Source organism: Streptomyces sp. YIM 130001 (assembly GCF_003574445.1).
In the GTDB taxonomy this organism is placed as follows: Bacteria; Actinomycetota; Actinomycetes; order Streptomycetales; family Streptomycetaceae; genus Streptomyces.
The window spans coordinates 166,704-192,766 of sequence record NZ_KZ984552.1; the positions used below are offsets into that span (position 1 = coordinate 166,704).

A 26,063-nucleotide genomic window follows, 5' to 3' on the forward strand; every position below is an offset into this window, starting at 1 on the left:
GAGGTGTGATGCGTCCGGAACGGCACGGCGGCGGGGCGTGGAGGTACGCGCTGACCTCGGACGAGGACGACGGCGACTTCTGGGGCTTCGCTCATGAGGCCGTGGGGCTCTTCACGTCGTCGGCCGACGACGAGGGGGCCCGCCGCGTGCTCCTCGCGGGTTGCCTCCCGCAGGGCGGCCTGCTCGAGAGCGCCGACCACGTCGGCGGTCGTCGCGCCGGGGCGGGAAACGCCTGGATCGCGCTCCTCGACGAGGACGGCGCCACCATGGGGTTGTACTTCGTCAACGACGTCACCGTCGTCGACGTCGGCCCATCCGCCCGCGGAGCAGGACTCGTCGACCTCACGGTGACGCTGTGGTGCGCGGACGCCCTGCCGGGAGCGGAACGATGGTGGGACCTGCTCCGCGCCGGCCACCTGAACCGCACCGGCATGTGGCACGACCTCGCGCCCGGGGACCGTCACACGTGGCTGTCGGTGGCCCTGTGGTCCCGGGAGTACCGACGCCGGGGACGGCCCGACGCTCCCGCAGGCCGGGTGTTCACCCTGGACGGCCGGTACGTCGACGACGAGGACAGCTTCTACTGCGCGATCGGTGAGGCCGTCAACGGGCCCTGCGGATACTTCGGCTGGAACCTGGACGCGCTGGACGACTGTCTGCGAGGCGGCTGGGGCGCCACCGCTCCGTTCACCCTGCACTGGGAATCCTCTGCCGTGGCCGGGGCGCGGCGGTCTCGCCCGTTCACCCCCGGCAGCGACGATCCGCCGTTCTCTCTGCTCCTGGAGATCCTCGAGGAACGAGGCGTGCGCGTCGACATGCGCTGACCGACGGGCGCCCGGCGGGACAGGTGCTACGCGGTGAAGTCGGCCGGCGAGGTCGGGATGATCGTCCTGCGGGGCGGGCCCGTCGGACGCGCCCCCGGTTCCGGCGCCACGCGGTCCATGAGCAGCCCGGCCGCGCGGCGCCCGATCTCCTCGGGGTCGTAGGACGCCAGGGTGAGCGGGACGCCGAACAGGTCGGCCGACTCCACGGCGTCGAAACCGGCCAGGGCGGCGCCCGAGCCGAGCCCGCGCACCGCCCGGCAAGCGCCGAGCGTCAGCCGGTTGTTGGCACAGAACAACGCGGTGGGCCCGTCCGCCCGGTCGAGCAGATCCCGCGCGGCCGCCTCGGCGGTGACGACGTCGTACGGGCCGCGCCGCACCCACTCCTCACGCGGCGGGACGCCTGCTTCCTCCAGGGCCGACCACCAGCCGCGGAAGCGCTCGGCACCCGTGAACAGGGTGGGCGGATTGCCGAGGAACCCGACCCGCGTGTGACCGTCCGCCACGAGCCGTGCCGTCGCCGCACGCGCGCCGCCGAAGTCGTCGACCAGCACGGTGTCCGCCTCGATACCGGCGGGCGGCCGGGCGGCCAGCACCAGCGGCGTGTTGTCGAGCGCCGCGGGGGAGAGGTGACGCTGGTCGGAGCCCGACGGGACGACGATCAGACCGTTCACCCGCCGGGCGACGAGGTCCTGGACCAGGTCCTGCTCGCGCGCGAGCCGCTCCGCGGTGTTGCCCAGCACCAGGCGCAGACCGTGCTCCTGCACCACCTCCTCGGCGCCCAGGGCCAGTTGGGCGTAGAAGGGATTGGCCAGGTTGGTGACGACCAGACCGACCAGCCCGCTCTGCCGGCCAAGACGGAGGTTGCGTGCCGTCTCGTTGCGCCGATAGCCGAGGTCGCTCACGGCGTCGAGGACGCGCTGGCGGGTCGAGTCGCCGACCCGACCGCTCCCCTTCAGCACCCGGGAGACGGTCATGGCGCTGACCCCGGCGCGTGCCGCCACGTCGCGCATGGTGGGGGTGGCACGAGGGGGCTCTCCGGCGGTTTCGGACCCGGGCACTGCCTTGCTGCTCCCCTCAAGCACCCGCAGGCGCTCGCCGTCTGCGCGGACTGCCCATCATAGGCGGACGACAGGACCCTCCTTATAGGTGGACGACAGGGCCCTCCTTCCGGCCTGTCGCGTCCAATGCCGCCCACCGTGCGGCGCCCAGCAGGGGAGCCCGGTCCGGCTGCTGCGCGGGGGCGAGGGACAACTCCGGTGCCCCGCCGTCGGACAGGCCCTCCCGCAGCGGCCGTTCGACCCGGTCCCAGGACCCGGCGATGGAACCGCCGACGACCAGTACGGTGCCCGCGAAGCGGCTCAGCCAGGGCGCGAGGGCGACCCCGAGCGAACGGAAGGCGTGGTCGAGCACGGCGCCGGCCGCACGGTCGCCGCCGCGTGCGCGTGAAGCGATGGTGTGTACGTCCGGCACCTCCGCGGGGTCACCGTCCGAAGCCCGGGAGTAGGCGGCCCGTATCGCCCGGCGCGACACCGTCTCCTCCAACGGGCGCCCGTCCACGACGAGTCGGTGCGCACTGCCCTCCGGCGGTACCAGCGACCCGTCGTTGACCGGCATGCCGTCGGCCAGGAAGGCGGACCCGACCCCGCTGCCGAGCGTCAGACAGACGGCCCGCTCGTGTCCGGCGGCAGCCCCGCAGGCGTACTCGCCGAGCCCGAACGCGTCGGCGTCATTGACGAAGCGGAGCGCGGCCGGGGCCGGCCGGATGCGGGTGCGCAGCTCGGCGCCGACGTCCATGCCGTACAGCGCATCGAACTTCCCCACCCCTGCGAACAGCGCCACCCCCGTCTCGTACGCGAAGGGGCCGGGCACGGCCACGCCCCAACAGGCGTCGCGCGGCGCCCCGATACGGGAGGCCGCGAGAGCGAGTCGGCCGAGCACCTCGTCGGCCGCACCGTGCGGGGACAGCGACTCCCGGGCCGGCTCCCCGATCACCGCGCCCGCCGCCAGGTCCACCAGGGCGGCCGTGACATGGGTGCCGCCCATCTCCAGTACAGGGTGCGTCAGTTGGGCCCGGCCCGGATCCGGCTGCATCAGCGCTCCCTCACCGACGACGTGACGACGTGCACCGGCCGGTCGCCGAGCGGGCGCAGCCGGTAGGCACCCACCGAAGCGGGCACGGTGAGCGTCTCGGCGAAGACCAGATCGTGGTCACGGCCGTCGGCCCATTCGATCAGCACACCGTCGCCGGCGGCTACGTTCAGGATGTGGAAGCGGCCCGCGGTGTCCAACTCGGCGCCGCCGCAGGATGGTTCGAGCACCACGCGGCGCACCTCGTAGAACATCTCGGGCAGCGCGCCGAGCAGCTCCTCGTGCCAGCCCGCGCCTTCGCGCAGGGTGCGCGGCTCCTGCATCAGGTCGCGGCGGACCGCTTCGCCCTGGCGGGAGGTGTCGAGGTTGGCGAAGGCGTGCTCGTAGGGCAGCGGGCGGGGGGCACCGGACGGGCCCTTGCGGAGCCAGTCGTAGAAGCGCAGGGAGTACAGGTACGGCGTCGCGCTGATCTCCAGGACCAGGTTGCCGGTGCCGGAGGCGTGCGGGGTGCCCGCGGGGATCAGGTAGAGCCGGCCCTCTTCGGCCGGGTGGCTCTGGACGAAGCGGTCGACGTCCATCTCCTCGCCGTCCGCGACGGCGGCGATCACCTGCTTGCGCATCAACGCGAGGTCGGCGTCCTGCTGCAGGCCGAGGTGGACGCGGGCGTCGGGGGAGTCCTTGGCCGTGAGGTAGTAGGTCTCGTGCTGGGTGTACGGCCAGCCGAAACGGTCGCGCATGTACTCCTCGCGCGGATGCAGATGGACCGAGAGGCTGCCGCCGTCCACCGTGTCGAGGTAGTCGAAGCGGATCGGGAACGACGTGCCGAACTCCTCGTGCACCTCGGTGCCGAGGAATTCCTCGGGGTGCAGTACGCACAGCAGCTGGAACGGGATCTCGACCTCGGCCTCCGGGCCGTTGCCCACGAGGACGCCGGCCTCGGGGGCGATCAGCTCGTAGCCGAGTGCGGTGTTGCCGTTCTGCGGGGTGACGCCCAGTTCCCGAGAGCCCCAATGGCCGCCCCAGAGCGTGGAGTTGAACCAGGGGCGGGTACGGACGGGGCCGCTCGCCAGATCGGCGAGTGTGGCGCGCAGCGTGGTGCCGTCGACGGAGGCGGGGTGGGCCATGTCCTGGAGGTCCAGCCAGCGCTCGACACCGGCGGCGTGCGCGTCGCGGTGCGCGTCGAGCATCGGCCAGTCCGCGTAGAACAGGCGGCGCAGGTCGCCGGGCGCGCTGTGCCGGCCGAGGTTGACGCCGAGGGCCGGGTCCCCCGCCGCGACGGCCGCCTCGGCGTAGCGCTTGGGCAGGTCCGCGTACCAGAGCACGTCGTGCCCGACGAGTGCGGCGCCCGGGCCGAGCACGATCGCCAGGCCCTCGTGCGGGGCCTCGACCGTGGGAAGCGACGTGTACGCCACGGCCGGCGAAGCGGTGGCGAGGGGCAGGTAGTACGCGTCGGCGTCCGGGCCGTCGCCGGTGTGCCGCAGCACGGTGTCCCAGTCGGCCTCGTACTCCCTGAGGTCCACGACGCGGACGGCGAGTCCGCGCGCGGCGAGTGCGTCGGACAGCTGGGCCCGCACCGCGCTCCAGTCGAGTGCGGCCGGGCCGTCGAGGGCCAGTACGGCGGGTCCGGCGGGCAGGGTCGCGACGGCGGGCTCCCACCCGCGCGCGACCGTTCCGCCGACGGCCTGGTAGCGGGGATTGTGCTGGTAGGAGCGGGTCACGGCACTCTCCGGGGTCTCAGAACGTGAATGTTATCGTTAACTCTACGGGCAGGGATACACACGCCGTCAAGGCGGTACGCCCCCGGCGGGCCGGTGCGGGCCACAGGTCAGGCGGCCTTGGCGCGCAGGTCGAGCTCGATGTCCTCGAGGCTGCGTCCCTTGGTCTCCACGACGAAGCGCCGCGTGAAGACATGGGCGAAGGCGCAGATCGCGGCGAAGCCGAGGAAGAGCCAGCCGATGCCCACGGCGTCGAGCAGCACCGGGAAGCTGAGCGAGACCACGAAGTTGGCCGCCCACAGCAGCATCGTGCAGAAGCCGACCGCGGCACCCCGCACGTGCAGCGGGAACACCTCGCTGATCACCACCCAGCACACCGCACCCCAGGACGCGGAGAAGCTGACGATGAACGCACCGAGGCAGACCAGCGTGACCATGCCGACCACACCCATGCCGTCCGGCTCCGGCAGCAGCAGCGAGGTCGCGGCGAGCACCGTCAAGCTGGTGCACATGCAGACCGCGCCGCTCAGGAGCAGGCGCTTCCTGCCCACCTTGTCGATCAGCCAGATGGCCACCAGGGTCATCGCCATGTTGATCGCGCCGATCCCGGTGTTCGCGTAGATCGCGGCGGAGTCGCTGAAACCGACGTTGGTCAGCGTGGTCGGTGCGTAGTAGATGATCGTGTTGATGCCGACGACCTGATTGAGGATCGCGAGACCGACGCCCACCACGAGGGCGGGGCGCAGCCACGGAGCGAACACCTCGCGCAGGCCCGCGCGCTCCTTCGACGCGTCCTCCACCTGCCGGATCTCGGCGAGTTCGGCGTCGACCTGATCCGCCCCGCGTGTGCGGGCGAGTACCTCGCGGGCCTCCTTCTCCCGGCCGTTGCGCAGCAGCCAGCGCGGCGTCTCCGGCATCACGATCAGGCCCGCCAGCATGACCAGCGAGGGGACGATCGCGAGACCGAGCATCCAGCGCCATGCCTCGGCCGGGGCCAGCAGGGCGTTGGTGACGTACGCGACGAAGATCCCCACGGTGATCATCAGTTGGTTGAGCGAGGAGACGGCGCCGCGGATGTGGGTGGAGGCCATCTCCGAGAGGTAGAGCGGGACGACCACGGAGGCCGCTCCCACGCCGAGGCCGAGCAGGACGCGGGCGGCCACGAGGAGTATGACGTCGGGCGCGAAGCCGGCGGCCAGGGCGCCGACGCTGAAGGCGACCGCCGCGGCCATGCCGACGCGACGCCGTCCGAGCGAGTCGGCGAGCCGCCCGGCGGCGGTGGCCCCGGCCATCGCTCCCACCAGGAGCGAGCTGACGACGAAACCCTCGGCCAACGGGGTCAGGCCCAACTCGTCCCGGATGTAGAGCAGGGCGCCCGCGATGACTCCGGTGTCGTAGCCGAAGAGCAGGCCACCGAGGGCGCCGAAGAAGTAGATCCGTTTGGTCGACCTGCCCACGCTTCTCGCGTCGGGTATCGCTGCCTGGGACACGGAGGCCTCCGGGGAAGTGGGTTAACGTTCACACGGAAGTTAGCTGCGTGTCGCGGGGGCGTCAACGGATGTGAGGGAAGGTTCTTCGAGCGCGTGGGGGGTGGTGTCGACTCTCGAGCGGGGCGGTCGGCGAGGGCCCCGGGTGGCGGTGGGGCGGCGTGCGCGGTCGACTCGGGCGCTCGGCCTCTGCGCAGGAAAAGGGCGCGACCGCCTAGGCTTTGGACGGGTTTCGGTCTGATTACGGCAGTCGGCGCGGGCCGGATCGGTGGCCCGGTGTCTCCTCCGTCGCGCCGTGTGTCTCGAGGGCTGTTCGTCCGCTCGTCACGTCCGAGTCATTGACATGACTCTGGCGAGCACGGGACGCTCCTGGCGCGGATCGAATGGTAACGATAACTTCCTGTCTAAGGAGACTGCCATGCCAGGTCGCCCCAGAACCGGGCAGACCGCTCGACCCCGGATCGTCCGTCACCTGACCGTTCTGCTGAGCGCCCTGCTCCTGGTCCTGGGCGCCGCGAACGCCGGCGCCGCGCACCCGGCCGACGCTGCGGCCGAGCCCACGGACGGCGACTACGTGGATCGGGTCAACCCGTGGGTGGAGTCCGACATCGCCCGGTACTTCTTCTTCCAGTCGGCGAGCAGGCCGTTCGGGATGGTCAAGCTGCGTCCGGACACCAGCACGCACTCCTCCCGGGACACCGGCTACCGGCACAACGAGAACCAGGTCAAGGGCTTCAGCCACCTGCACGACTGGCGCCTGTCCGGCGTGCAGGTGATGCCCACCACCGGCGGCGACGTGCCCAAACTCGAAGGCGACAAGGGCTGGCAGTCGCACGTCGACCACGACAACGGCGAAGTCGCCGAGCCCGGTTACCACAAGCTCCATCTCGACCGGTACGGCGTCGACGCGGAGCTCACCTCCACCGACCGCGTGGGCATGCACCGCTACACGTACGACAAGGGCGGCAGCAGCGAGATCCTGGTCAACCTCGGTGGCCACCTCGGCGAAGCGATCATGGAGCGTGCCCACGTCACCAGGAGCAGCGACCGCCGGATCGCGGGCTACGTGGTGCAGCACGGCGAGGGCTTCGACGCGGACGACGCCGAGCACAAGGTGAAGCTGTACTTCGACATCCGCTTCGACAAGCCCTTCGACTCCCTGCGCGGTTGGGCCGACGGCGAGCTCGCCGACGGCGGGAAGCCGGTCGACAAGGTTTCCGGCAAGGACGCGGGCGCCTCCGTGCGCTACGACAGTCTCCGGGCGGGCGAGCAGGTGCAGATGAAGGTGGGCCTCTCGCTGACCGGCGCCGAGGGGGCGAAGAAGAACCTGCAGACCGAACTGTCCGGCTGGGACTTCGACGCGGTCAAGGCCGACGCCCGTGCGCAGTGGAACGAGATGCTGGGCCGCATCGACGTCGGCGGCGGCTCCGCACAGCAGCAGGAGAAGTTCTACACGGACCTCTTCCACGTGCTGTGCGGGCGCAGCATGATCAGCGACGCCGACGGCGCCTACCTGGACAACACCTGGGGCAGGGACCGCATCGGACGCCTGCCGACCGGCCGCGACGGCAAGCCGGAGTTCGCCATGTACAACTACGACGCGCTGTGGCTGACCCAGTGGAACCTCAACAGCGTCCTAGGCCTGGCGTATCCCGAGATCTACAGCGGACTGGTCAAGTCGCAGCTGCAGATGTACGAGGACGGCGGACTGCTGCCCAGAGGCCCGGTCGCCGGCAACTACTCGATGGTGATGAGTGGTTCACCCGTGACGTCGTTCATCACCGGCGCCTACAACAAGGGCATCCGCGACTTCGACACCGACCTGGCGTACGAGGCGATGATGGACGCCCAGTCGGTCGGCGGGCTCTACGACAAGGCCTGGTTCGACTACGACGGCTGGGGCACCGGCGGCAACCGCGAGTACCTCGACCTCGGCTATGTCCCCGACGGCACCACCGGCCAGGGCGCGGGCCAGGCCCTCGAGTACGCGAACCAGGACTTCTCGCTCGCGCAGTTCGCCGGCCGCCTCGGCAAGCGCGGCATCAACGCCACCCAGTACGCGAAGGCCACGGCCTCCTCCGAGCTGGACAAGGAGCACGGCGCCGGGCACGCGATCGACGGCCGGCCGCAGCGCGCACCCACCGACGTCGAATGGGCATCCGCGGGCGAGAAGCAGCCCTGGATCGAGCTGACCTGGGACAAGCCGCGCACCCTGCACCAGGTGGTGCTCAGCGACCGGGCGGACAAGGACAGCAACGTCCGTTCCGGAACACTGGAGTTCAGCGACGGTTCGCGGGTCTCGGTCGACGACATTCCGGCCGACGGCTCCCGCAAGAGCGTCCGTTTCGACAAGCGAAAGGTCACCTCGGTCAAGTTCACCGCCACCGGTGGTGAGGGCACGGACGTCGGCCTGAACGAGATCGAGGCGTGGGACGACACCGACACCCGGGCGTATCTGAAGGACCGTTCCCGCAACTGGCGCAACCTGTACGACGAGGAGACCGGCTTCATCCGCCCGCGCGACGCCGACGGTGGGTGGCGAGCCCCCTTCGACCCGCTCGCCCCGGACGACTTCGTCGAGGCGAACTCCTGGCAGGCCACCTGGTTCACCACGCACGACGTGATGGGTCTGGCCAATCTGACGGGTGGCGAGACGGCGTACGCGGACAAGCTCAACTACGCCTTCACAGCAGCCGAGAAGGACAGGTTCATCGGCACCTACGGGGAGGGGCACGTCTCCTACGGCAACCAGCCCGGCCTGGAGATGGCCCACCTCTTCAACTACGTCGGCAAGCCCTGGCTGAGCCAGTACTGGGTGCGGAAGGTCAAGGAGAAGACGTACGGATCGACCGCCACCGACGACGGATACGGGCACCACGACGAGGACCAGGGGCAGATGGGCGCGCTCAGTGCCCTGATGGGCATGGGCCTGTTCGAGGTGACGGGAGGCAGTCTGCAGAAGCCGGTGTACGACATCACCTCGCCGGTCTTCGACGAGATCACCATCAAGCTCGATCCGCGCTACAACGAGGGCAAGCAGTTCCGTATCGTCACGCACGGCAACTCGGACGAGAACAAGTACATCCAGCGCGCGAAACTGGACGGCAGACGGCTGGACGACGCCTGGTTCCGGCACGACCAGCTCGCCGACGGCGGGACGCTCGAGCTGTGGATGGGCGACGAGCCGAACAAGGACTGGGGCACGAAGCAACTGCCGCCCTCCGAGTCGAAGTCCGAGGGGCGCACGCCGGCCTTCGTCCGCGACATCTCGATCGAAGGGCCCGCGAAGGTCGACGAGCCGTACGGTGACAGCCGGTTCAAGGCGGCCGTCGCACCTGAGGACGCGTCGTTCAAGGAAGTGCTCTGGAAGGTGACGGAGCCCGACGGTTCGCCCACCGACAAGGCCGAGATCGGTCTCGACGGAACCCTGACCGTCAATCACCGTGACGGGCGGGTGCGGGTCACCGCGGTCTCCGCCGACAGCGGCGACGCCACCGCGTCGAAGCTCGTGGACATCGGCCTCGACCCGGCCGAGTTGCGTGGTAACGCGGCCTGTTGGCCGGGAGTGAAGGCCACCGCGTCGTCCGTGTTCGGCGACGACTATCCCGCCGGGAACGTCCACGACAGCTGCGACGGCAGCGACGCGGCGGACGGTGCGGACTGGGCCTCGGACGGAGAGCTGAACCCGTGGGTCCAACTGGACTGGCCCGAGAAGATCACGGCCGACCGGATCGTGCTGTCCGACCGCACGACCCAGGACGATGCCAACGGCGGAGTCCTGACCTTCTCCGACGGCAGTGAGGTGAAGGTGGAGGACATCCCGGCCAAGGGTCCGAAGACGGTCGAGTTCCCGCAAAAGACCTTCGATCGGGTGCGCTTCCAGGTCGAGGGCGGTACCGGGTCCAACAACGGGCTTCTGGAGTTCGAGGTGGACGCCGTGCCGTCGGTGCCCGAGGCGCCGGTCGCCGTCGGGGCCGAGGCGGAGAAGGGCGGTGCGACCGTGCGGTGGAAGCCGCCGGCCTTCGACGGCGGGGCCCCGGTCACCGGCTATCTGGTCCGTCCGTACCGGGACGGAAAGCCGCTCGACCCGGTACGGGTGGACGGCGCAGCCCGGAAGGCCGAGTTGAACGGGCTCGACGCGGGTGAGCCGTACACCTTCACCGTCACCGCCGAGAGCATGGCGGGGCGCGGGCCGCGGAGCGCCGAGAGCGATCCGGTGCGGCCCGGATAGGCGGGGGCGGCGGGAGCGGCGGGCTGTCGTGGCCCGCCGCTCCGGTGCGTTGCCCCCGAGGGGCGGGCGAGAGAGGGCGGTCGCGTCGATTGTTGCGATCGAAACGATCGATTCGGTTGGATGTATTGAGCGTTCGAGCGGCTGCGTGCTAGAAACCGCTTACTCCAACCGGCAGTTCTCGTCTCCCGCCCGCCCTCCTCGGAGCCCTCATGACGACCCCCTGCTCGCGTCGCGGATTCCTCGCAGCCTCCGGCACCCTCGCCGTCGGCCTCGGTATCGCCACAGGAATCCCGGGCGCCACGTCCGCATACGCCGCCCAGCACACCGCCCGGGACGCCGCGGCGGACGACGAGTTCGCCGAACTCCGGGCGAAATGGCGGCCCTTGATACTCGGCGAGGGCTTCAGCCCCACCGCCGAACCCTTCAGGACCAAGCTCGCCGACCTCGGTACCCAGGCCGCCGACCTCCTCGCCGACATCGCACCGAAGAGGGGGTCCCTGTGGCCCGACCTCGATTACGCGGACCCGGATCCCGACCAGGACACCGAGAGCTACGGCTACTCGGCGCGGATGCAGGAAAGCTTCAGCAGGCTGCGCACCATGGCCGAGGCCTACCACCAGCAGGGCACCGGACTGACCGGCGACGCAGCGCTCAAGGAGGCCGTACTCACCGGGCTCGACCACCTCCACGAGGACGTCTACCACCAGTCCGGTGAACCCTTCGGCAACTGGTACAACTTCCAGATCGGCGCACCCCAGGCGCTCCTCGACACCGCCGTCCTCTTCTACGACGACCTCTCCGCCGAGCAGATCGCCGGCTACTGCGCCGCCGTCGACACCTATCTGCCCGACTCGGCGGTCGAGGAGTACACCGGCACCAGCACCGGCGCCAACCGCGTCGACCTGTGCCGTGGCCTCATCCTGCGCGGCATCGTCGGCGGCAGCGCGGAGAAGATCGCTCTCGGCGCCACCGCCCTCACTCCCGTCTTCCCGTACGTCACCAAGGGCGACGGCTTCTACGACGACGGCTCCTTCCTCCAGCACACCAACGTCCCCTACATCGGCGGCTACGGATCGGTCCTGCACGACGGACTCGGCCGGCTGTTCGCCCTGTTGCGCGGCTCCACCTGGGAGATCGACGCGCCCGACCGCCAACTCTTCCTGGACACCGTGGAGATGGCCGTCGCGCCGTTCATCCACAACGGCCTGATGATGGACAACGTCTCCTCGCGCGGCATCAGTCGCGGCCTGATCGCGAGCGACCCGTATCAACTCGCGCAGGACGATCACACCCGCGCGCACAGTGTGATGTCCTCGATCCTTCTGGTCGGGCAGGGCGCGAGCGCGGAGGAACTGGGGCGCTGGCAGTCCATGGTCAAGGGCTGGCTGCAGCGCGACACGTACGGCCCCGCCCTGAAGAACCCCAAACTGAACCTGGTCTCCACGGCCCGCCTGAAGGCGCTGTACGACGACGACACGGTCAAGGCCGCACCCGAACCGGCCGAACACCGGGTCTTCCATCAGATGGACCGCGTCACCCACCGCCGCCGGGACTGGGCGGCCTCGGTGAGCATGGCCTCGCAGCGCATCACCCACTACGAGTTCGGCAACCAGGAGCATGCCCGGGGCTGGCACACCGGCTCCGGCTGGCTCTCCTGGTGGGGCGACGACCACGGCCTCGGCCAGTACTCCGACGCCTACTGGCCGACCGTCGACCCGTACCGGCTGCCCGGCATCACCGTGTCCAGGAAGGAACTGCCGGACGGGTTCGGCGGCGACTGGGGCAACCCCGTGCCCGACACCTCCTGGGTGGGTGGCACCGGCGACGGCGAATTCGGTACGACGGGCCAGCATCTGCAGGGCGTCGACTCGACGATGCGCGCGCGCAAGTCCTGGTTCTGGCTGGACGACTGTGTGGTGTGCCTCGGCTCGGACATCGCGTCGAGCGACGGCGCCGCGGTCGAGACGGTCATCGACAACCGCAACCTCGGTGAGTCCGGCACCGAGGCCCTCACCCTCAACGGCCGTCCCCAGCCCAGCCGTCAGGGCTGGAGCACCACCCGGGAACCGGTGCGCTGGGCCAGGATCGCAGGACACGCGGGCTACGTCTTCCCCGGCGGGACCAGGCTCGTCGCCCTGCGCGAGGAGCGCACCGGAGCCTGGAAGGACATCAACGCCGGCAGCTCGCCGAAGGAGTTCACCCGCCGCTACCTCACCCTGTGGCAGGACCACGGAACCGACCCCGAAGGCGCCGGATACGCGTACATCCTGATGCCCGGAGCAAGTGAACTGCGCACCGCGGCAAGGGCGTTGGACACCCGTTGGCTGGAGATCCTGGCCGACGGGGCCGAGCAGCACGGGATCCGCGTGCCCTCGCTCGGCTTCACGGGAGTCAACTTCTGGCAGCCAGGCACCGTCGGCAAGGTCACCGCGAGTGCACCGGTCAGCGTCCAGATCCGCGAACGGCGCGACGGCACCGCGGTGATCTGTGTGAGCGACCCGAGCCGCACCGTCGAGAACCTCACCCTGCGCTGGAAGCAGCGCGTCAAGTCCGTCGTCTCCAAGCCCACTTCGGTCACCGGAGCCACCACGGGCTCCTCGCTCACCCTCACCTTCGGCAAGCTCGGCGACAGCAAGGGCGCAACCCACAAGGTCATCGTCAGGCGTGCCTGACCCGGTGGCGTGGGCCCCGCACGGACCGTCCGCGCCACCTGCCACCTGCCACCTGCCACCCCTCACCGAACTCCCGGAGGCCGCTCATGCGCAAAACTCTGCTCGCCGCCACGGCCGGCGTCTTCGCCTGGTGTCTCGTCGCTGCCCAGCCCGCGCAGGCGGCGCTGATCTGGGACGGTGACGCATCCGGCGGAACCGGCGTCTTCTCCTCGATCCTGTGCGACTCGCCCGGCAGCGTCGTCGCCCAGGACAACAACGACGGGCGCGGCAAGGTCTTCAAGTTCAACAAGCCGCGCGGCCTGGACCGTTGCGAGGCGCACGGCATCAGCGTCGACGGTTCGCGCTACACGTTCCGCAACAACTCCACGTACTACCTCGGCTGGGACACGTCGACCAACACCGGTGACGCCGCGACCATCTTCCAGTGGAAGTCCTACGGCACCGGCGACCAGCAGCAGCAGAACTACCCGGTCCTGATGAAGGTCGAGGGCTCGGTCCTCAAGCTGTTCCACATCGAGGCCGGCGAGAAGTGGACGCTGAAGTGGAGCACGCCGGTGGAGACCAGCACCTACAAGCGGATCGTGCTCGGCATCCACACCTCGAGCAGCGCCTCGTCCGGCTGGGTGGAGGCGTACTACAACGGCACGAAGGTCGCCTCGTTCTCCGGTCGCACCTGGGACGACCTGGGCAACGACACCCGGTTCGGCAGTTACGGCTCGGAGGTGAAGGACAAGGCCGCGATCAACTGGATCGACGGGCTGAGGGTGGGCACCAGCTACGCGGACGTCCGGTGACAGCGGCTGCCCAGGCGCGCCGGAAGTGACACCGGCGCACCGGCATGCCTGCGCCGGCCGCGGATCCGCGGCCGGCGGTGCGGTCCGTCAGCCTCGCTGGGCCGCGACCAGCTCGGCCGCCTCCTCGTCGCTGGCGACCGACGGCGGGGAGCCGTCGAGCGGACGGCAGGCCGTCTCCTTCATCGCGAGGGCGGCGACCAGGCCGACCAGCCCGGCGAGCATGGTGTAGAACGCCGGCATCAGGTCGTTGCCGGTGGCGCTGATCAGGGCGGCGACCACCAGCGGTGTCGTACCGCCGAACAGGGACACCGACAGGTTGAAGCCGATCGACAGGGAGCCGTAGCGCACGCGGGTCGGGAACAGTGCGGGCAGCGACGCGGACATCGTGCCCAGGTAGCAGACCAGGGCGAGACCGAGCACCATCAGGCCGGCGAACACCGGCAGGGTGCCGCCCTGTTGGATCAGCAGGAAGCTCGGCACGGCGAGCACGATGAACCCGACGGAACCGGCGATCAGCACCGGTTTGCGCCCGATCCGGTCGGAGATCCGGCCGACCGAGTTGACCAGGGCCATCAGGACCAGCATCACCACGACGATCGACATCAGGCCGCCGGTCTCGCCGAAGCCGAGTTCGGTGAGGTACGTCGGCATGTACGAGAGCAGCATGTAGTCGGTGATGTTGAACGCGGCGACCAGCGCGATGCACAGCAGCATCGCCGGCCACTGACCCACGAAGTTCTGCTTGAACGACGCCTGCTCGCGCCCGGCCATCGCGGCCTCGTCCTCCGCCATCTTCTGGAAGGCCGGCGACTCGTCCAGCTTCAGCCGCAGATACAGGCCGACCAGGCCGAGCGGACCCGCGACGAGGAACGGCACGCGCCAGCCCCAGGACAGCATCGCGTCGTCCCCGAGCGTCATGGTCAGCACCGTCACCAGGAGCGCGGCGACGGTGTAGCCGATCAGGGTTCCGAACTCCAGGAAGGAGCCCCAGAATCCGCGGCGCCGGTCCGGTGCGTACTCGGCGATGAAGGTCGCCGCGCCGCCGTACTCGCCGCCGGTGGAGAAGCCCTGCACCATGCGGCAGACGATCAGCAGGATCGGCGCCCAGATGCCGATCGTGCCGTAGCCCGGTATGAGGCCGATCGCCAGGGTGGCGGCGGCCATCATGATCATGGTGAGGGCGAGGATCTTCTTGCGGCCGACCCGGTCGCCGAGGGGTCCGAAGAACATCCCGCCGAGCGGGCGCACCAGGAAGGCCGCCGCGAACGTGGCCAGCGCGGACAGGGTCTGCGCCGTGTCGTTGCCGGACGGGAAGAAGACCTGTCCGATGGTGACGGCCAGGTAGGCGTAGACGCCGAAGTCGAACCACTCCATGGCGTTGCCCAGGGCTGTCGCCTTGACCGCACGCTTGACCTGGGCTTCCTCGGTCACCGTGATGTCCGACTGGCGCAGCCGCGGGTTCTTCCTGCGGTGCACCGCGCGGAAGAGCACACGGTGGCGCGCCACGGCCTCCGGGTCGGGAGCGGTGGTCGGGGCTTCGGTCGCTTCAGGTGCTTCGGGGGCGATGCTCACAGGCAACTCTCCTCGGTCGGTCGGTGCGGGACACAGGCCGCACCGGCAACTGTTCCAGTCCGCGGCCGCCGTTCCAGGCCGCGAAGTGCCCGGATCGCCTGGACCTGGGCCCCCTTCCGGAGGGCCCTTCGACCTGTCCGTTCCGGGACGTGCGGCCTGTGCGGGAGGCGCGAATTCCGCCCGAGGTGGGGGGTGCGGTGGCTCGGGTGCGGGGGCACCCTGAGGAGAATGGCATGACGGATGACAGATATTGAAATCTGTCATCCGTCATGCCAAGGTGGACTCAGCCCGACACCACCGGAGGAGTTCCATGACCGCCACCGTCCCGACCCGCGCCCTCGGCGCCACCGGCCCCCGCGTCTCCGCCCTCGGCCTCGGCTGCATGGGCATGTCCGCGCTCTACGGCACCGCCGACCGCGACGAGTCCGTGGCCACCGTCCACGCCGCCCTCGACGCCGGCGTCACCCTGCTCGACACCGGCGACTTCTACGCCATGGGGCACAACGAGATGCTCATCGGCGAAGCCCTCCGCAGCGCCCCCGCCGCGGCCCGCGACCGCGCCCTCACCAGCGTCAAGTTCGGCGCCCTCCGCGACCCCGACGGCGGCTGGAACGGCAACGACGGCCGCCCGGAAGCCGTGAAGAACTTCGCCGCGTACAGCCTCCAGCGCCTCGGCGTCGACCACATCGACGTCTACCGGCTCGCCCGCCTCGACCCGAACGTCCCCATCGAGGAGACCGTCGGAGCCGTCGCCGAACTCGTCGAGAAGGGGCACGTGCGGCACATCGGCCTCTCCGAGGTCGGTGCGCAGACCCTGCGACGAGCCGCCGCGACCGCCCCCATCAGCGACCTGCAGATCGAGTACTCGCTGATCAGCCGCGGGCCCGAGGCCGAGATCCTGCCCACCGCCCGAGAGCTCGGCATCGGCATCACCGCCTACGGCGTCCTCTCCCGCGGCCTCATCTCCGGCCACTTCACCCGGGACCGCGAGCTCGCCGCCGGCGACTTCCGTTCCATGAGCCCCCGCTTCCAGGGCGACAACCTCCAGCACAACCTGAGCCTCGTCGACCGGCTCCGCAAGATCGCCGAACACAAGGGCGCCAGCGTCGCCCAGATCGCGATCGCCTGGGTCCTCGAGGCCGGCTCCCGGCACGGTGCCGCCCTCGTGCCGCTGATCGGCGCCCGTACCCGCGAGCGCCTGACGGAGGCGCTCGGCGCGCTCGACGTCACCCTGGACGACACCGACCTCGCCGCCATCGAGGAAGCCGTGCCCGCGGACGCCGCAGCCGGCGAGCGCTACCCGCAGTCCCAGATGGCACACCTGGACAGTGAGCGGTGACCTGTGCCCGGTACGGTCGCTGTCATGCCTCCGCCCAGCGAGCCCCTGACCCCCGAGCGCATCCTCGCCGCGACCGAGGAGGTGCTGCGCCGGCACGGCGCCGCCAAGGCGAACGTGGTCGACGTGGCACGCGCGCTCGGGGTCAGCCACGGCTCGGTGTACCGGCACTTCGCCACGAAGGCCGCGCTGCGCGGGGCAGTCACCCAGCGCTGGCTCGACCGGACGACCGCACTGCTCGCCGAGGTCGTCCAGGGCTCCGAGGCGCCCACCGCCAAACTGCGGCACTGGTTCGCGGCGCTCTTCGAGGCCAAGCGGCACAAGGCGGGCGACGACCCCGAACTGTTCGCCACGTACTCAGTCCTCGCCTCCGAGCAGGGCGGCGTGGTCGACGCGCACATCGAGGAACTCACCGCCCAACTGTTGTCGATCCTGCAAGAGGGCGTGGCACAGGGCGAGTTCGAGATCGCGGATCCGCCGGTGACGGCCCGCGCCCTGTTCGAGGCCACCGCCCACTTCCACGATCCGGTGTACGCGCCCGAGTGGTCACGCCCCGATGCGCAGACGGCGTTCGAAGCGGTGATCGCGTTGGTGCTCCGGGGGATCGCGGCCGACCGCTCGTAGGGTCTGACCGCGCCCGGATGCGCCCGCCGGTCTCGGGCCCCGGTCGGCGTCAGGCCCGGGTCGGCTCAGGTGCACGCTCGCCGGCGGGGGCGGGCACCTGCCGTTCCTGCGGGGCGAACCGGTCGGTGAACGGCCGCCCGTCGAGCGTCCAGTGCGAATCGGCGCTACGGCCGAGCGCGGCGAACACGTGGGCCGCGACATCCTCGTGCCGTATCCCCTCGAGCGCGACACCTGCCGGCACGTCCGGACCGGTGCAGGCCAGCCACGCCGTGGTCTCCGCCGCCGAACGGCCCCCGTGGCCGCCCTCGTCGCGATGGCCGTGGTCGGTCACCACGATCACCGTCCAGTCCTCGGTGACGTACGAGGGCCTGGAGCGCACCGCGGCGAGGAGCCGCCCCAGCCGTTCGTCCGCCCGCGTGACGGACCGCCGGTACTCCTCGCCGCACCCGCGCAGATGCCCCGTCTCGTCGACCGCGCCGAGATAGACGAACGAGGCCACCGGGTCCTCCGCGGCCAGGACGCGCACCGCCTCGGCCGTCACCGACTCGTCGGCCTCCTCCCAGGCCTCGGTGGTCTCCGCGGCCGCCGCGCAGTAGCTGATCCGGGACGGCTCACGGAACAGCGGGCCGCCGCTCGCGACGGTGAGCAGCGGCTGCCAGCCGGCCGCGACGTAGCTTGACCGGCCGTCCTGAAGGTGCAGCCGGGTGGTGAAGTCCGGGAAGGTGGCGAGACGGTGACCGGTCAGGTCGTTGCCCCAGACCGCATGCTTGTCCACCCGCACGCCCGTCACGACCGTCGCCCAGCAGGGCCCCGACATCGTGGGCGTGCCCGGCGCGATCTCCACCGGGGCGAGGAAACCGTCCGCCACCACCTGATCCAGGTGAGGCGTGGGCACCAGGTCCAGGGTGTCGAGCCGGACTCCGTCGATCCCGACGACGAGGACGCGGCGGTTCCGGTCGCCGACTCCCGAATCGGTGCGGTGGTCAGTGGGCATGTGTGGGGCTCCTCCCGGTACGTACGGATGCGGGCCGGCGTATACCTCGGCATGCACGTCGGCGTAGGCGGCGGGCGTCACGCGGAATGGTGCAGGGCGTCCGGATCCACCCGGTGGCGGAACGTCAATCCCTGGGTGTAGCGCTCCAGTTCATCGGCCGCGGAATCGGCGAGGCGGTGCAGCTCGCCGCCGATGGACCCGGCCAGATGCGGCGTGAGCAGGACGTTCGGCAGATCGAAGAGCGGGGAGTCGGCGGGCAGTACCTCAGGCTCGGTGTGGTCGAGGACGGCGTGCAGCCGGCCCGTGCGCACCTCCTTGGTCAGTGCGTCGGTGTCGACCAGCGAACCCCGCGCGGTGTTGATCAGTGTGGCTCCGTCGGGCATCAGGGACAGCCGCGCGGCGTCGAACATGCGCCGGGTGGCGGGGAGTTCGGGCGCATGCAGGGACACCACGTCGCTGCGCGAGACGAGCGAGTCGAGACCGGACTGCTCCACGCCCAGCTCGCGGGCATCCCGAGCGGACAGATACGGATCGTGCACCAGGATCCGTACGTCGAAGGGCCGCAGCAGCTCGATCACCCGGCGGCCGATACGGGAGGCGCCGACCAGGCCCACCGTGCGGCGGAAGTTGCCGACGGTGGGGAATCCGTCGAGCAGGTTCACGCGCTGCCGCGACCGGCGGTAGGCGTGCGCCCCCTCGAGCACCCGCTTGTTGGCGAAGAGGATCGCCGCCACGGTGTACTCGGCGACTGGCAGCGCGTTCGCCGCAGCCGCTGTGCTGACCTGGATGTCCCGCTCCCAACAGGCCCCCGTGATGTGGTGCTTGACGCTCCCGGCCGCATGCACGACGGCCTCGAGCCGCGGCATCCGGCGTAGCGCGGCCCGGTCAAGCGGTGGGCAGCCCCAGCCCGTGACCAGCACCTCGGCCTCCGCGAGCATCCGCCGCAGCACGGGATCGGGCGCACCGAAGTCGGTGACCAGCACGTCGGTGTCGACCTCGGCCAGGGCGGCGATCCGTGCCAGGGACTCGCCGCCGAAGACCGCGTCCCGGGTCTCCGGGCTCATCGCGAGCACCGCGCGGGGGCGGGTGGCGGTGATGGTGGAGGGACGGTTCACTTGACGGCTCCCGCGGTGAGTCCGGAGCGCCAGAAGCGCTGCAGGCAGAGGAAGGCCACGATCAGCGGGACGACGGAGACGAGCGAGCCGACGATGACCAGCGTGTAGTACTCGGGCTGCTGCTGGACGCTCTGGTACCAGGTGTACAGACCGAGAGTGACCGGATACAGCTTCTCGTCATTGAGCATCATCAACGAGCTGTAGAAGCTGTTCCAGGCGGCGGTGAAGGTGAACAGGAAGATCGTGACGAACCCGGGCGCCAGCATCGGCAGCGAGACCCGTGCGAAGATCCGCACCTCGCCCGCACCGTCCATCCGCGCGGCCTCGAGCGCCTCACCCGGCACGTACCCCTCCGAGAACACCCGCGCCAGATAGACCGCGAACGGGTTGACCAGGCTGGGGATCAGGACGGCCCAGTACGTGTTGACCAGGTCGAGCTCGGACGCCATCAGGTACAGCGGCAGCGCGAGCACCGTGGACGGCACCAGGATGCCCACCAGGACGACGCCGAACAGCTTCTCCTTTCCCGGGAAGTCGTACTTGTCGAAGGCGTATCCGCAGGCGACCGAGACCAGTGTGGTGAGGAACGCGCCGACCACCGTGTAGAGCAGGGTGTTGGCCATCCAGCGCAGGAAGATCCCGTCGTTCTGGGTGAACAGGTCCCCGAGGTTGGTGAAGAAGTGGAAGGCGCCGAGGCCGAACGGGTCGGTGGCGAACAGGTCCTCCTGGTTCTTCGTCGAAGCGATCAGCAGCCACGTCAGCGGCATCAGGGTGTAGAGGGCGAAGACGACGAGCACGGCGTTGACCACAGGCTTCGCGGTCAACCGCGGGCGGTCGCGGCGTCGTTCGGCCGGCGCCGCGGGTGCGGTGGGTGGCGGTGGACCGGTCCTGACGGGAGCCGGAAGCCGGGTGCGGGTGCTCATGACTGCCTCCACCGATTGCCGAGCTTGGTGACGACGAACGACAGGACTCCCGCGACGAGCGCGAGCAGCAGGGAGGCCGCGGCGGCGAGGCCGTAGTCGTACCCCTTGAACGCGGCGTTGTAGATGAACATCGTCGGCGACCACTCCTCCGACATCCCGTCCGCCCGCAGTTGCACGATCTTCGGCGAGTCGAAGAGCTGGATCGCGCCCACACAGGTGAAGAGCAGGGTCAGGACGACGGTGGAGCTGATCATCGGGATCTTGATACGCAGCGCCGTACGCAGCTCGCCTGCTCCGTCCACCCGGGCGGCCTCCAGGGTCTCGCGCGGGATGGCCTGCAGGGCGGCGTAGAAAATGATCATGTTGTAGCCGATCCACTGCCAGGCCGAGATGTTGACGATCGACAGGAGCGTCTCGTCGGAGCCGAGGAAGTCCCAGTGCAGGCCCACGCCGTCGAGCAGATCGGTGATCGGGCTCAGGCCCGGGGTGTACAGGTAGAGCCAGATCAGCGAGGCGATGATCGCCGGCACGGCGTGCGGCAGGAAGTACGCGATCTGGAAGAACCGCCTGGCCCGAGCGAGCGCGGAGTCCACGCACAGCGCGAGGGTCAGAGCGCCGCCGATCATCACGGGGATGTAGACCACGCAGTAGACGGCGATGTTTGCGAAGGAGTGCAGGAACGCCGGATCGGTCAGTGCCTTGGTGTAGTTGCCGATCCCGGCGAACGCCCGCTCCGCGCCGCCGAACCCGAGCCCCGAGGCCCTCTTCTCGTACAGGCTCATATAGGCGGCGTACGCGACCGGCGCCACCGTGGCCGCGGCGAACAGGACGAAGAACGGCGCCATGAAGAGGGCTGCGGCGCCGCGCTGCTGGCGCCGGGCCCCGGAGGTGCTCCTGGCGCCCGCGGGTTTCCGGGACCGGAGCGAGGGTGCTGCCACGCGCGGACTCCTTCGGGTCGGTCGGGCGGTGACGGGGGAGGGGCCGGTGCCGACGGGTCGCGGAGCTCCCCCACAGAGCCCGGACCCGTCGGCCCCTCGGGGTCCGGGTGCGGCGTCGGCACCTCGGCCCCGGATCGGGTGCGGACGAGGCGCTCCTGGGGGAGCGCGTCGTCCGCGCGTGCCGGCAGACAGGCAGCGGACAGGCCGTCGGCCGGCCGGTTTCGGGCCGCAGGGCGACGGCGGCCCTCGACGGCTAGTCGGACAGCTTGAGGCCGCGGTCCTTCACGGCCTTCTCCGCCTTGGACTGGCCCGCGGTCAGGGCCTTCGACTGGGCCGCGCCGGTGGTCATCTGAGCGCTGGTGACCTGCTGGTGGACCGGGCCCCAGGTCCAGCCGGGGACGATGGTGTCGGCCGCCGCGCCGGAGAGCTCGTACACGTCCTGGCCGTCCCAGTACGAGCCGTCGAACTCCTTCGCCGCCACCTTGCGCATGCCCTCGTTCGCCGGCAGGGCGCTGCTCGGGTCCTTCTGCGCGCTGAGCCGCGCCTTCATCGACGCGGGGTCGGTGGTGGCCCAGCGGATGAACTCGGCCGCGGCCTCGGACTTGGCGTCGGACTCCTGCTTGGGAGCGATGAACGCGGTGCCGCCGTACATGCCCGTGGCGGGCTTTCCGTCCCACGTGGGCAGCGGGGCGATGCCCCACTTGCCCTTCAGCTTCGGGTAGCTGGGGCCGAAGGCGCTCGCGCTCCAGGAGGCGCCGATGACGGTGGCGACCTTGCCGGTGGCGCGTTCCTTGTTCTCGCCCTCGCCCCACAGCGGAGTCTTCGAGGCGAGACCGTCGCCGAGCAGGCCGTCCCAGTACTTCGCGACCTTCTTCGAGGCGGGACTGTCGATGTCGACCTTCCAGGCGTCGCCCTCGGTGCCGTACCAGCGGGCGCCGGCCTGCCAGGCGAGGCCGGCGAGCAGGGCCGGGTCACCGCCGCCGAAATTGGTGATCCGCACATCCGGATCCGCCTTGTTGATCTTCTCGGCGGCCTTGCGGTAGTCGTCCCAGGTCTTGGGCACCGCGACGTCGAACTTCTTGAACAGGTCCTTGCGGTAGAAGAGTTGGATGGGCGTCACGTCGAAGGGGACTGCCCAGGTGCGACCGCCCAGGTTGACCAGCGAGCCGATCGACGAGGGAAAGTCCTTCTTCACGCTGTCCCCGGCGACCTCGGTCAGATCGGTGAGGTTGCCGTCGCTGGCGAACTCGGGCAGTTGCGAATAGTCCATGGTGGCGACGTCCGGGGCGTTCTTGCCCTTGACCGCGTTGGTCAGCTTGGCGACGCCGTCCGGGCCCGCCGGCACCAGGGAGAACTTGACCTTGATGTTCTTGTGCGTCTTGTTGAACGCCTGGACCGTCTCCTTGGCCCCGGCGGTCGCCGACCAGTAGGTGAGGGTGACCGGATCGCCCTCGGACCCCGCCGCTGCGGGGTCGTCACCGCCGCCTCCGCAGGCCGTGGCGAGTACGGCCAGGACAGCGAGGGACGCGGGCAGGGCGGCACGGGAGGTGCGGGAAGTACGCGGCATGGCACGGCTCCTACTGGACCTCGGTCTGCACGGGGCAGGTCGTCGAGAGGTGAGCGAACGCCGCCATCCTTTGCGCCAAACCGATCGCGGTCAAGAGCGAATGACCAACTCAATCAAAACGATCGTTCGTGGAGGGGGGAACACCCGCGGCCGGACCGCTACTTGCGGAGGGGGCTCCCGTCCGCCGGGCGCCCCCGCGCCGTCACTGCCGCCGGAGCGCGCCGCAGGACGCGCGGACCCTCAACTCCGGTAGCAGATCGGTGTGTTGGCGAACCGTGCGATGCCCGCCGCGGCTGCCGTCGGCCGCCGCCGCGCCTGCCGAACCCGCCGTACCTGCCGAACCCGCTCCCGTTCCGGCGGCCGCGCGCGAATCGGCCAGCGCGGCGAGGAGGATGTCGGCGGCCTTCGCACCCACCGCCCGCGTGGCCGGCGCGACCGCCGTCAACGGCAGGTCCGACAGCGAAGCGACCTCGTCCAGATACGCGACCACCGCCAGATCCTCCGGAACCCGCACCCCGCGCGCCCGCAGACGGGGTACGAGCACGATCGCATCGGCATCGCTGTGCACCAACGCCGCGGTGACACTGTCCTGTTGGACCACCTCGCACAGATACTCCAGAGTGCGGTCGAAGCGGTCCGCCTCGCCCGACGAGGGCTCCGCGTCCAGCGGCGACGCCGGCGCGCGCTCCAGGCCGAGCGCCGCCACCGCCGATTCGAACCCGAGGCGCAGATCGCGGCCGGTGGGCGACTCCTGGATGGCCAGGGCCACCTTGCGGTGCCCGAGCGCGGCGAGGTGGCGCACCGCGTCCGCGGCGCCGTGCCCGTGGTCGGAGCGCACCCGGTCCAGGGCGTCCGCCGGATGTCCTGGCGGTGCCCAGCGCTCCACCAGCACGGTCGGCACCGTCACACCGGCCACCCAGCTCCCCTCGTCCTCGCGCGGCGCGCCGGTGTCCCAACTCGGCGTGAGCAGCAGGCCGTCGATGCCCGCGGCGACCAGGCGATCGACCTGCGCCGCGTCCTCGTCCGGCAGGTACTGGGAGATCCCGATGGCGAGCCGGGCCCCCTGCGCCTCGACGGCCTCCCGGGCGCCGCGCACCACGTCCGCGTAGTAATAGTCCGTGGTCGGTACGACCATCCCGACGACGAGTCCGCCCGCCGACTGCGGCGACCGTGCGGCGGCAGGCGTCGCCCCCTCGCCCGGCCAGATCACCGCCCCGTGCATCCGGCGCACCCGGCCCTCGGCGGCGAGCGCCTCCACGTCCCGGCGCAGCGTGACCCGGGAGACGCCGAGCGCCTCCGCCAGTTCGGCGACCCGCACACTGCCGTGCTGCCGGACGAGTGCGAGCAACTGCTCGTGCCTCTGGTCCACATGGACTCGCATGCTGCCCCCAGATCTGCCGTACGTCGCCGGGGACGGCGCCGCACGGGCCGTGACCGCGCCCGGGCACTGTCCCGATCACCCTATCGATCGCATGCGATCGAAACGATCCTCGTGTCCGGAATCATCATCCGGACCGGCCGTATCTGGCCCCGGACCGAGCGGCCCTTCGGATCAACCCCGGTGGCGGGACACCGTGTGCAGGAGGCGGCGGCGCAGTTGTTCGTCCGCGATCTGTGCGGCAGCCGCGCGCGCTGTCGTGTGCGCGTAGCCGCCGGGGGCCTCGGTGCTCAGCAGGCGCAGCAACGCGTCCGCCGCCCGCGGGTCCCCGCGCAGGGCAAGGCCGTGCGCGGCCTCGGCGGCGGTCGCCGGATCGGCGTCCGCGCGTCGGGCGGCGAGCGCGGTCCGTACGCCGGGCCCGTCGCCGCCGAGCCTCCCGAGCGCGGTGACGGACCACTCCCGCACCTCGGTGTCCGGGTCGGTGGTCAGGCGCACCAGGGCAGGGATCCCGGGGGACTCGCCGCCGGCCAGGTGCTCGTGCAGGGCGAAGGCGACCGCCCGCCGGACCGCGGCATCGGGATGTCCCGCGAACCGCAGCACGTCCTCGACCGCGCTCGGCCCGCCCTGCCCGGCCAGGGCCAGTACGAGGGAGCGCACGAGTTCCGTGGGGGCGTCCCGGCCGGGCCCGGCGAGCGGTACGACGTCCTCCCGCGAGCCCGCGCCGACACCGGGCGGGCGCGAGTCCCCGCCGTCCACGCCGTGCCCGCCGTGCCCTCCGCCGAAGGGCTCTTCCGGGCCGCCCGACACCGGTGCCGGTACATCCGGCTCCTCCGCGAGCGCGCGCAGCAGCGGCCGTACGCGCGGCGCGAAGGAGTCGTCGAGACCTCCCAGGACGTCCACCGCGAAGACCCTGCGCCATGGGTCCGGGGAGCGGCTCAGCGCAGCGGCGGCCCGGTAGGTGATCTCGTCGTTCCTGCCACGCAGTTCGGCGATCGACTCCGTCCAGTTCTCGTTCTCCGGATCCTTGAACGGCCTTGCCCGGTCCAGGAGTTCACCGAACGGCGACCGGATGCCGAGCGCCTGTTCCAGGAGCGTCGCGATCGCCCCGTGCCCGGTCTGCCGCTCCGCGCCGGCGGCCGACCCGTCGGGGCGTACGGCCTCCGCCACCACGACCACGCCGGAACCTTCCGGCAGGGCGTACGACTCGACCGGCACGTCCCGCTCACCGACCTGCTCCCGCAGACGCGCCGCCACCCCGACGGCCGGCCACCGCCGCGCCTCGTCCAGGGCGGCCCGCTGCCCCGCAGCCCCGTGCCGCAGCAGCGTGCGCACCGTGTCGAGCGAACCGCGCCGTGCCGCGGCGACCAGCGGCAGCAGGCCGTCGGGCCCGGGCCGCCCGGGATCCGCGCCGCCGCCCAACAGCCGCTCGGCGACAGCCGCATGACCGAGCTGAGTGGCCCAGGACAGCGCCGTGAACCCGAAGGCCTCCGGCCGGTCCACCCCGGCGCCTGCCGCGAGCAGCGCCCCGACGACGTCGGTGTGGCCGCCGCACGCGGCCCCGCACAGCGGCAGATCGGTGCCGGAACTCAGCCGGTCGGGCTCCGCACCTGCCGCGAGCAGCAGGCGCACGATGCCGGCTCGGTCGGTCACCGACGCGACGTACAGGGCGGTCTCGCCGTCGTCCCCGGCCGCTGCGCCGTCGACGCCCGACCGCAACAGCCGTACGACCGCGTCCTCGTCACCTCCGTAGACCGCCGCGAACAGTTCACCCACCGGCTCCGTGCTCATCCTTCGAGCCTCGCCCC

Annotated in this window: 17 protein-coding genes and 1 pseudogene; 6 read left to right on the forward strand and 12 right to left on the reverse strand. The window is 70.9% G+C overall.

Annotated features, from left to right (window positions below; all coding sequences use genetic code 11):
- Positions 1-8 precede the first annotated feature (8 nt).
- Positions 9-824, forward strand: coding sequence for a barstar family protein (locus DSC45_RS10730; protein ID WP_119289502.1), 816 nt, complete (start codon positions 9-11; stop codon positions 822-824).
- A gap of 26 nt (positions 825-850) precedes the next feature.
- Here DSC45_RS10730 and DSC45_RS10735 read toward each other — a convergent pair whose 3' ends face one another.
- The 4 genes from DSC45_RS10735 to DSC45_RS10750 all read right to left on the reverse strand — a co-directional run bounded on the left by DSC45_RS10735 (position 851) and on the right by DSC45_RS10750 (position 6,084).
- Positions 851-1,834 (reverse strand): LacI family DNA-binding transcriptional regulator, encoded by a 984-nt coding sequence (locus DSC45_RS10735; RefSeq protein ID WP_205571307.1) that lies wholly within the window; start codon positions 1,832-1,834, stop codon positions 851-853.
- Between the two features lie 130 nt (positions 1,835-1,964).
- Positions 1,965-2,915 carry an ROK family protein gene (locus tag DSC45_RS10740; protein ID WP_240434572.1) on the reverse strand — a complete coding sequence of 317 codons (951 nt, stop codon included), beginning with the start codon at positions 2,913-2,915 and terminating at the stop codon, positions 1,965-1,967.
- Complete coding sequence (locus DSC45_RS10745) at positions 2,915-4,630, reverse strand: class I mannose-6-phosphate isomerase (protein ID WP_119289506.1); 1,716 nt, start codon at positions 4,628-4,630, stop codon at positions 2,915-2,917. Before DSC45_RS10745 ends, DSC45_RS10740 begins: the two co-directional genes overlap by 1 nt.
- A gap of 107 nt (positions 4,631-4,737) precedes the next feature.
- Complete coding sequence (locus DSC45_RS10750; RefSeq protein WP_240434573.1) at positions 4,738-6,084, reverse strand: sugar porter family MFS transporter; 1,347 nt, start codon at positions 6,082-6,084, stop codon at positions 4,738-4,740.
- Between the two features lie 448 nt (positions 6,085-6,532).
- Between DSC45_RS10750 and DSC45_RS10755 the strand changes: the two genes are divergently transcribed.
- The 3 genes from DSC45_RS10755 to DSC45_RS10765 all read left to right on the forward strand — a co-directional run bounded on the left by DSC45_RS10755 (position 6,533) and on the right by DSC45_RS10765 (position 13,811).
- Positions 6,533-10,345, forward strand: a complete 3,813-nt coding sequence (locus DSC45_RS10755; RefSeq protein ID WP_119289510.1) for a glycoside hydrolase domain-containing protein — start codon at positions 6,533-6,535, stop codon at positions 10,343-10,345.
- Between the two features lie 209 nt (positions 10,346-10,554).
- Entirely contained in the window at positions 10,555-13,017 is a 2,463-nt protein-coding gene (locus tag DSC45_RS10760) for a polysaccharide lyase 8 family protein (RefSeq protein WP_119289511.1), read from the forward strand.
- A gap of 86 nt (positions 13,018-13,103) precedes the next feature.
- Positions 13,104-13,811 carry a heparin lyase I family protein gene (locus tag DSC45_RS10765; RefSeq protein ID WP_119289513.1) on the forward strand — a complete coding sequence of 236 codons (708 nt, stop codon included), beginning with the start codon at positions 13,104-13,106 and terminating at the stop codon, positions 13,809-13,811.
- An 87-nt stretch (positions 13,812-13,898) separates the two neighbouring features.
- On the opposite strand, the gene proP is transcribed toward DSC45_RS10765, so the two are convergent.
- Positions 13,899-15,383 (reverse strand): glycine betaine/L-proline transporter ProP, encoded by a 1,485-nt coding sequence (gene proP, locus DSC45_RS10770; RefSeq protein ID WP_240434574.1) that lies wholly within the window; start codon positions 15,381-15,383, stop codon positions 13,899-13,901.
- Between the two features lie 310 nt (positions 15,384-15,693).
- Here proP and DSC45_RS10775 point away from each other — a divergent pair, with 310 nt between their 5' ends.
- Positions 15,694-16,722 (forward strand): aldo/keto reductase, encoded by a 1,029-nt coding sequence (locus DSC45_RS10775; protein WP_119289515.1) that lies wholly within the window; start codon positions 15,694-15,696, stop codon positions 16,720-16,722.
- Positions 16,723-16,746: 24 nt separating this feature from the next.
- On the forward strand, positions 16,747-17,343 hold the full coding sequence (locus DSC45_RS10780) for a TetR/AcrR family transcriptional regulator (RefSeq protein ID WP_119289939.1): 597 nt from the start codon (positions 16,747-16,749) through the stop codon (positions 17,341-17,343).
- Between the two features lie 136 nt (positions 17,344-17,479).
- Here DSC45_RS10780 and DSC45_RS10785 read toward each other — a convergent pair.
- The 7 genes and pseudogenes from DSC45_RS10785 to DSC45_RS10815 all read right to left on the reverse strand — a co-directional run.
- Positions 17,480-18,337: pseudogene (locus tag DSC45_RS10785) on the reverse strand (alkaline phosphatase family protein); the annotation flags it as partial.
- Positions 18,338-18,414: 77 nt separating this feature from the next.
- Entirely contained in the window at positions 18,415-19,401 is a 987-nt protein-coding gene (locus DSC45_RS10790; RefSeq protein ID WP_119289943.1) for a hydroxyacid dehydrogenase, read from the reverse strand.
- Between the two features lie 47 nt (positions 19,402-19,448).
- A complete protein-coding gene (locus DSC45_RS10795) occupies positions 19,449-20,219 on the reverse strand; it encodes a carbohydrate ABC transporter permease (RefSeq protein ID WP_240434586.1) in 771 nt (256 codons plus the stop codon).
- A 152-nt stretch (positions 20,220-20,371) separates the two neighbouring features.
- Complete coding sequence (locus DSC45_RS10800) at positions 20,372-21,220, reverse strand: carbohydrate ABC transporter permease (RefSeq protein ID WP_119289945.1); 849 nt, start codon at positions 21,218-21,220, stop codon at positions 20,372-20,374.
- Between the two features lie 346 nt (positions 21,221-21,566).
- The gene (locus DSC45_RS10805; RefSeq protein ID WP_119289519.1) at positions 21,567-22,880 is read right to left on the reverse strand and encodes an ABC transporter substrate-binding protein; all 1,314 of its coding nucleotides are present in this window, start codon (positions 22,878-22,880) and stop codon (positions 21,567-21,569) included.
- A 202-nt stretch (positions 22,881-23,082) separates the two neighbouring features.
- On the reverse strand, positions 23,083-24,261 hold the full coding sequence (locus DSC45_RS10810) for a substrate-binding domain-containing protein (RefSeq protein WP_119289520.1): 1,179 nt from the start codon (positions 24,259-24,261) through the stop codon (positions 23,083-23,085).
- 171 nt (positions 24,262-24,432) lie between these two features.
- Positions 24,433-26,046: a HEAT repeat domain-containing protein gene (locus tag DSC45_RS10815; protein ID WP_119289522.1), complete on the reverse strand. Its 1,614-nt coding sequence runs from the start codon at positions 26,044-26,046 to the stop codon at positions 24,433-24,435.
- Positions 26,047-26,063: the final 17 nt, after the last annotated feature.

What these genes read in the sequence shown, in the direction of transcription:
- DSC45_RS10730 (WP_119289502.1), top strand. Translation starts at nt 9, where the DNA reads ATGCGTCCGGAACGGCACGGCGGCGGGGCGTGGAGGTACGCGCTGACC.
- DSC45_RS10735 (WP_205571307.1), bottom strand. Translation starts at nt 1,834, where the DNA reads ATGCGCGACGTGGCGGCACGCGCCGGGGTCAGCGCCATGACCGTCTCC.
- DSC45_RS10740 (WP_240434572.1), bottom strand. Translation starts at nt 2,915, where the DNA reads ATGCAGCCGGATCCGGGCCGGGCCCAACTGACGCACCCTGTACTGGAG.
- DSC45_RS10755 (WP_119289510.1), top strand. Translation starts at nt 6,533, where the DNA reads ATGCCAGGTCGCCCCAGAACCGGGCAGACCGCTCGACCCCGGATCGTC.
- DSC45_RS10760 (WP_119289511.1), top strand. Translation starts at nt 10,555, where the DNA reads ATGACGACCCCCTGCTCGCGTCGCGGATTCCTCGCAGCCTCCGGCACC.
- DSC45_RS10765 (WP_119289513.1), top strand. Translation starts at nt 13,104, where the DNA reads ATGCGCAAAACTCTGCTCGCCGCCACGGCCGGCGTCTTCGCCTGGTGT.
- DSC45_RS10775 (WP_119289515.1), top strand. Translation starts at nt 15,694, where the DNA reads ATGACCGCCACCGTCCCGACCCGCGCCCTCGGCGCCACCGGCCCCCGC.
- DSC45_RS10780 (WP_119289939.1), top strand. Translation starts at nt 16,747, where the DNA reads ATGCCTCCGCCCAGCGAGCCCCTGACCCCCGAGCGCATCCTCGCCGCG.
- DSC45_RS10790 (WP_119289943.1), bottom strand. Translation starts at nt 19,401, where the DNA reads ATGAGCCCGGAGACCCGGGACGCGGTCTTCGGCGGCGAGTCCCTGGCA.
- DSC45_RS10795 (WP_240434586.1), bottom strand. Translation starts at nt 20,219, where the DNA reads ATGCCGCTGACGTGGCTGCTGATCGCTTCGACGAAGAACCAGGAGGAC.
- DSC45_RS10800 (WP_119289945.1), bottom strand. Translation starts at nt 21,220, where the DNA reads ATGGCGCCGTTCTTCGTCCTGTTCGCCGCGGCCACGGTGGCGCCGGTC.
- DSC45_RS10805 (WP_119289519.1), bottom strand. Translation starts at nt 22,880, where the DNA reads ATGCCGCGTACTTCCCGCACCTCCCGTGCCGCCCTGCCCGCGTCCCTC.
- DSC45_RS10810 (WP_119289520.1), bottom strand. Translation starts at nt 24,261, where the DNA reads ATGCGAGTCCATGTGGACCAGAGGCACGAGCAGTTGCTCGCACTCGTC.
- DSC45_RS10815 (WP_119289522.1), bottom strand. Translation starts at nt 26,046, where the DNA reads ATGAGCACGGAGCCGGTGGGTGAACTGTTCGCGGCGGTCTACGGAGGT.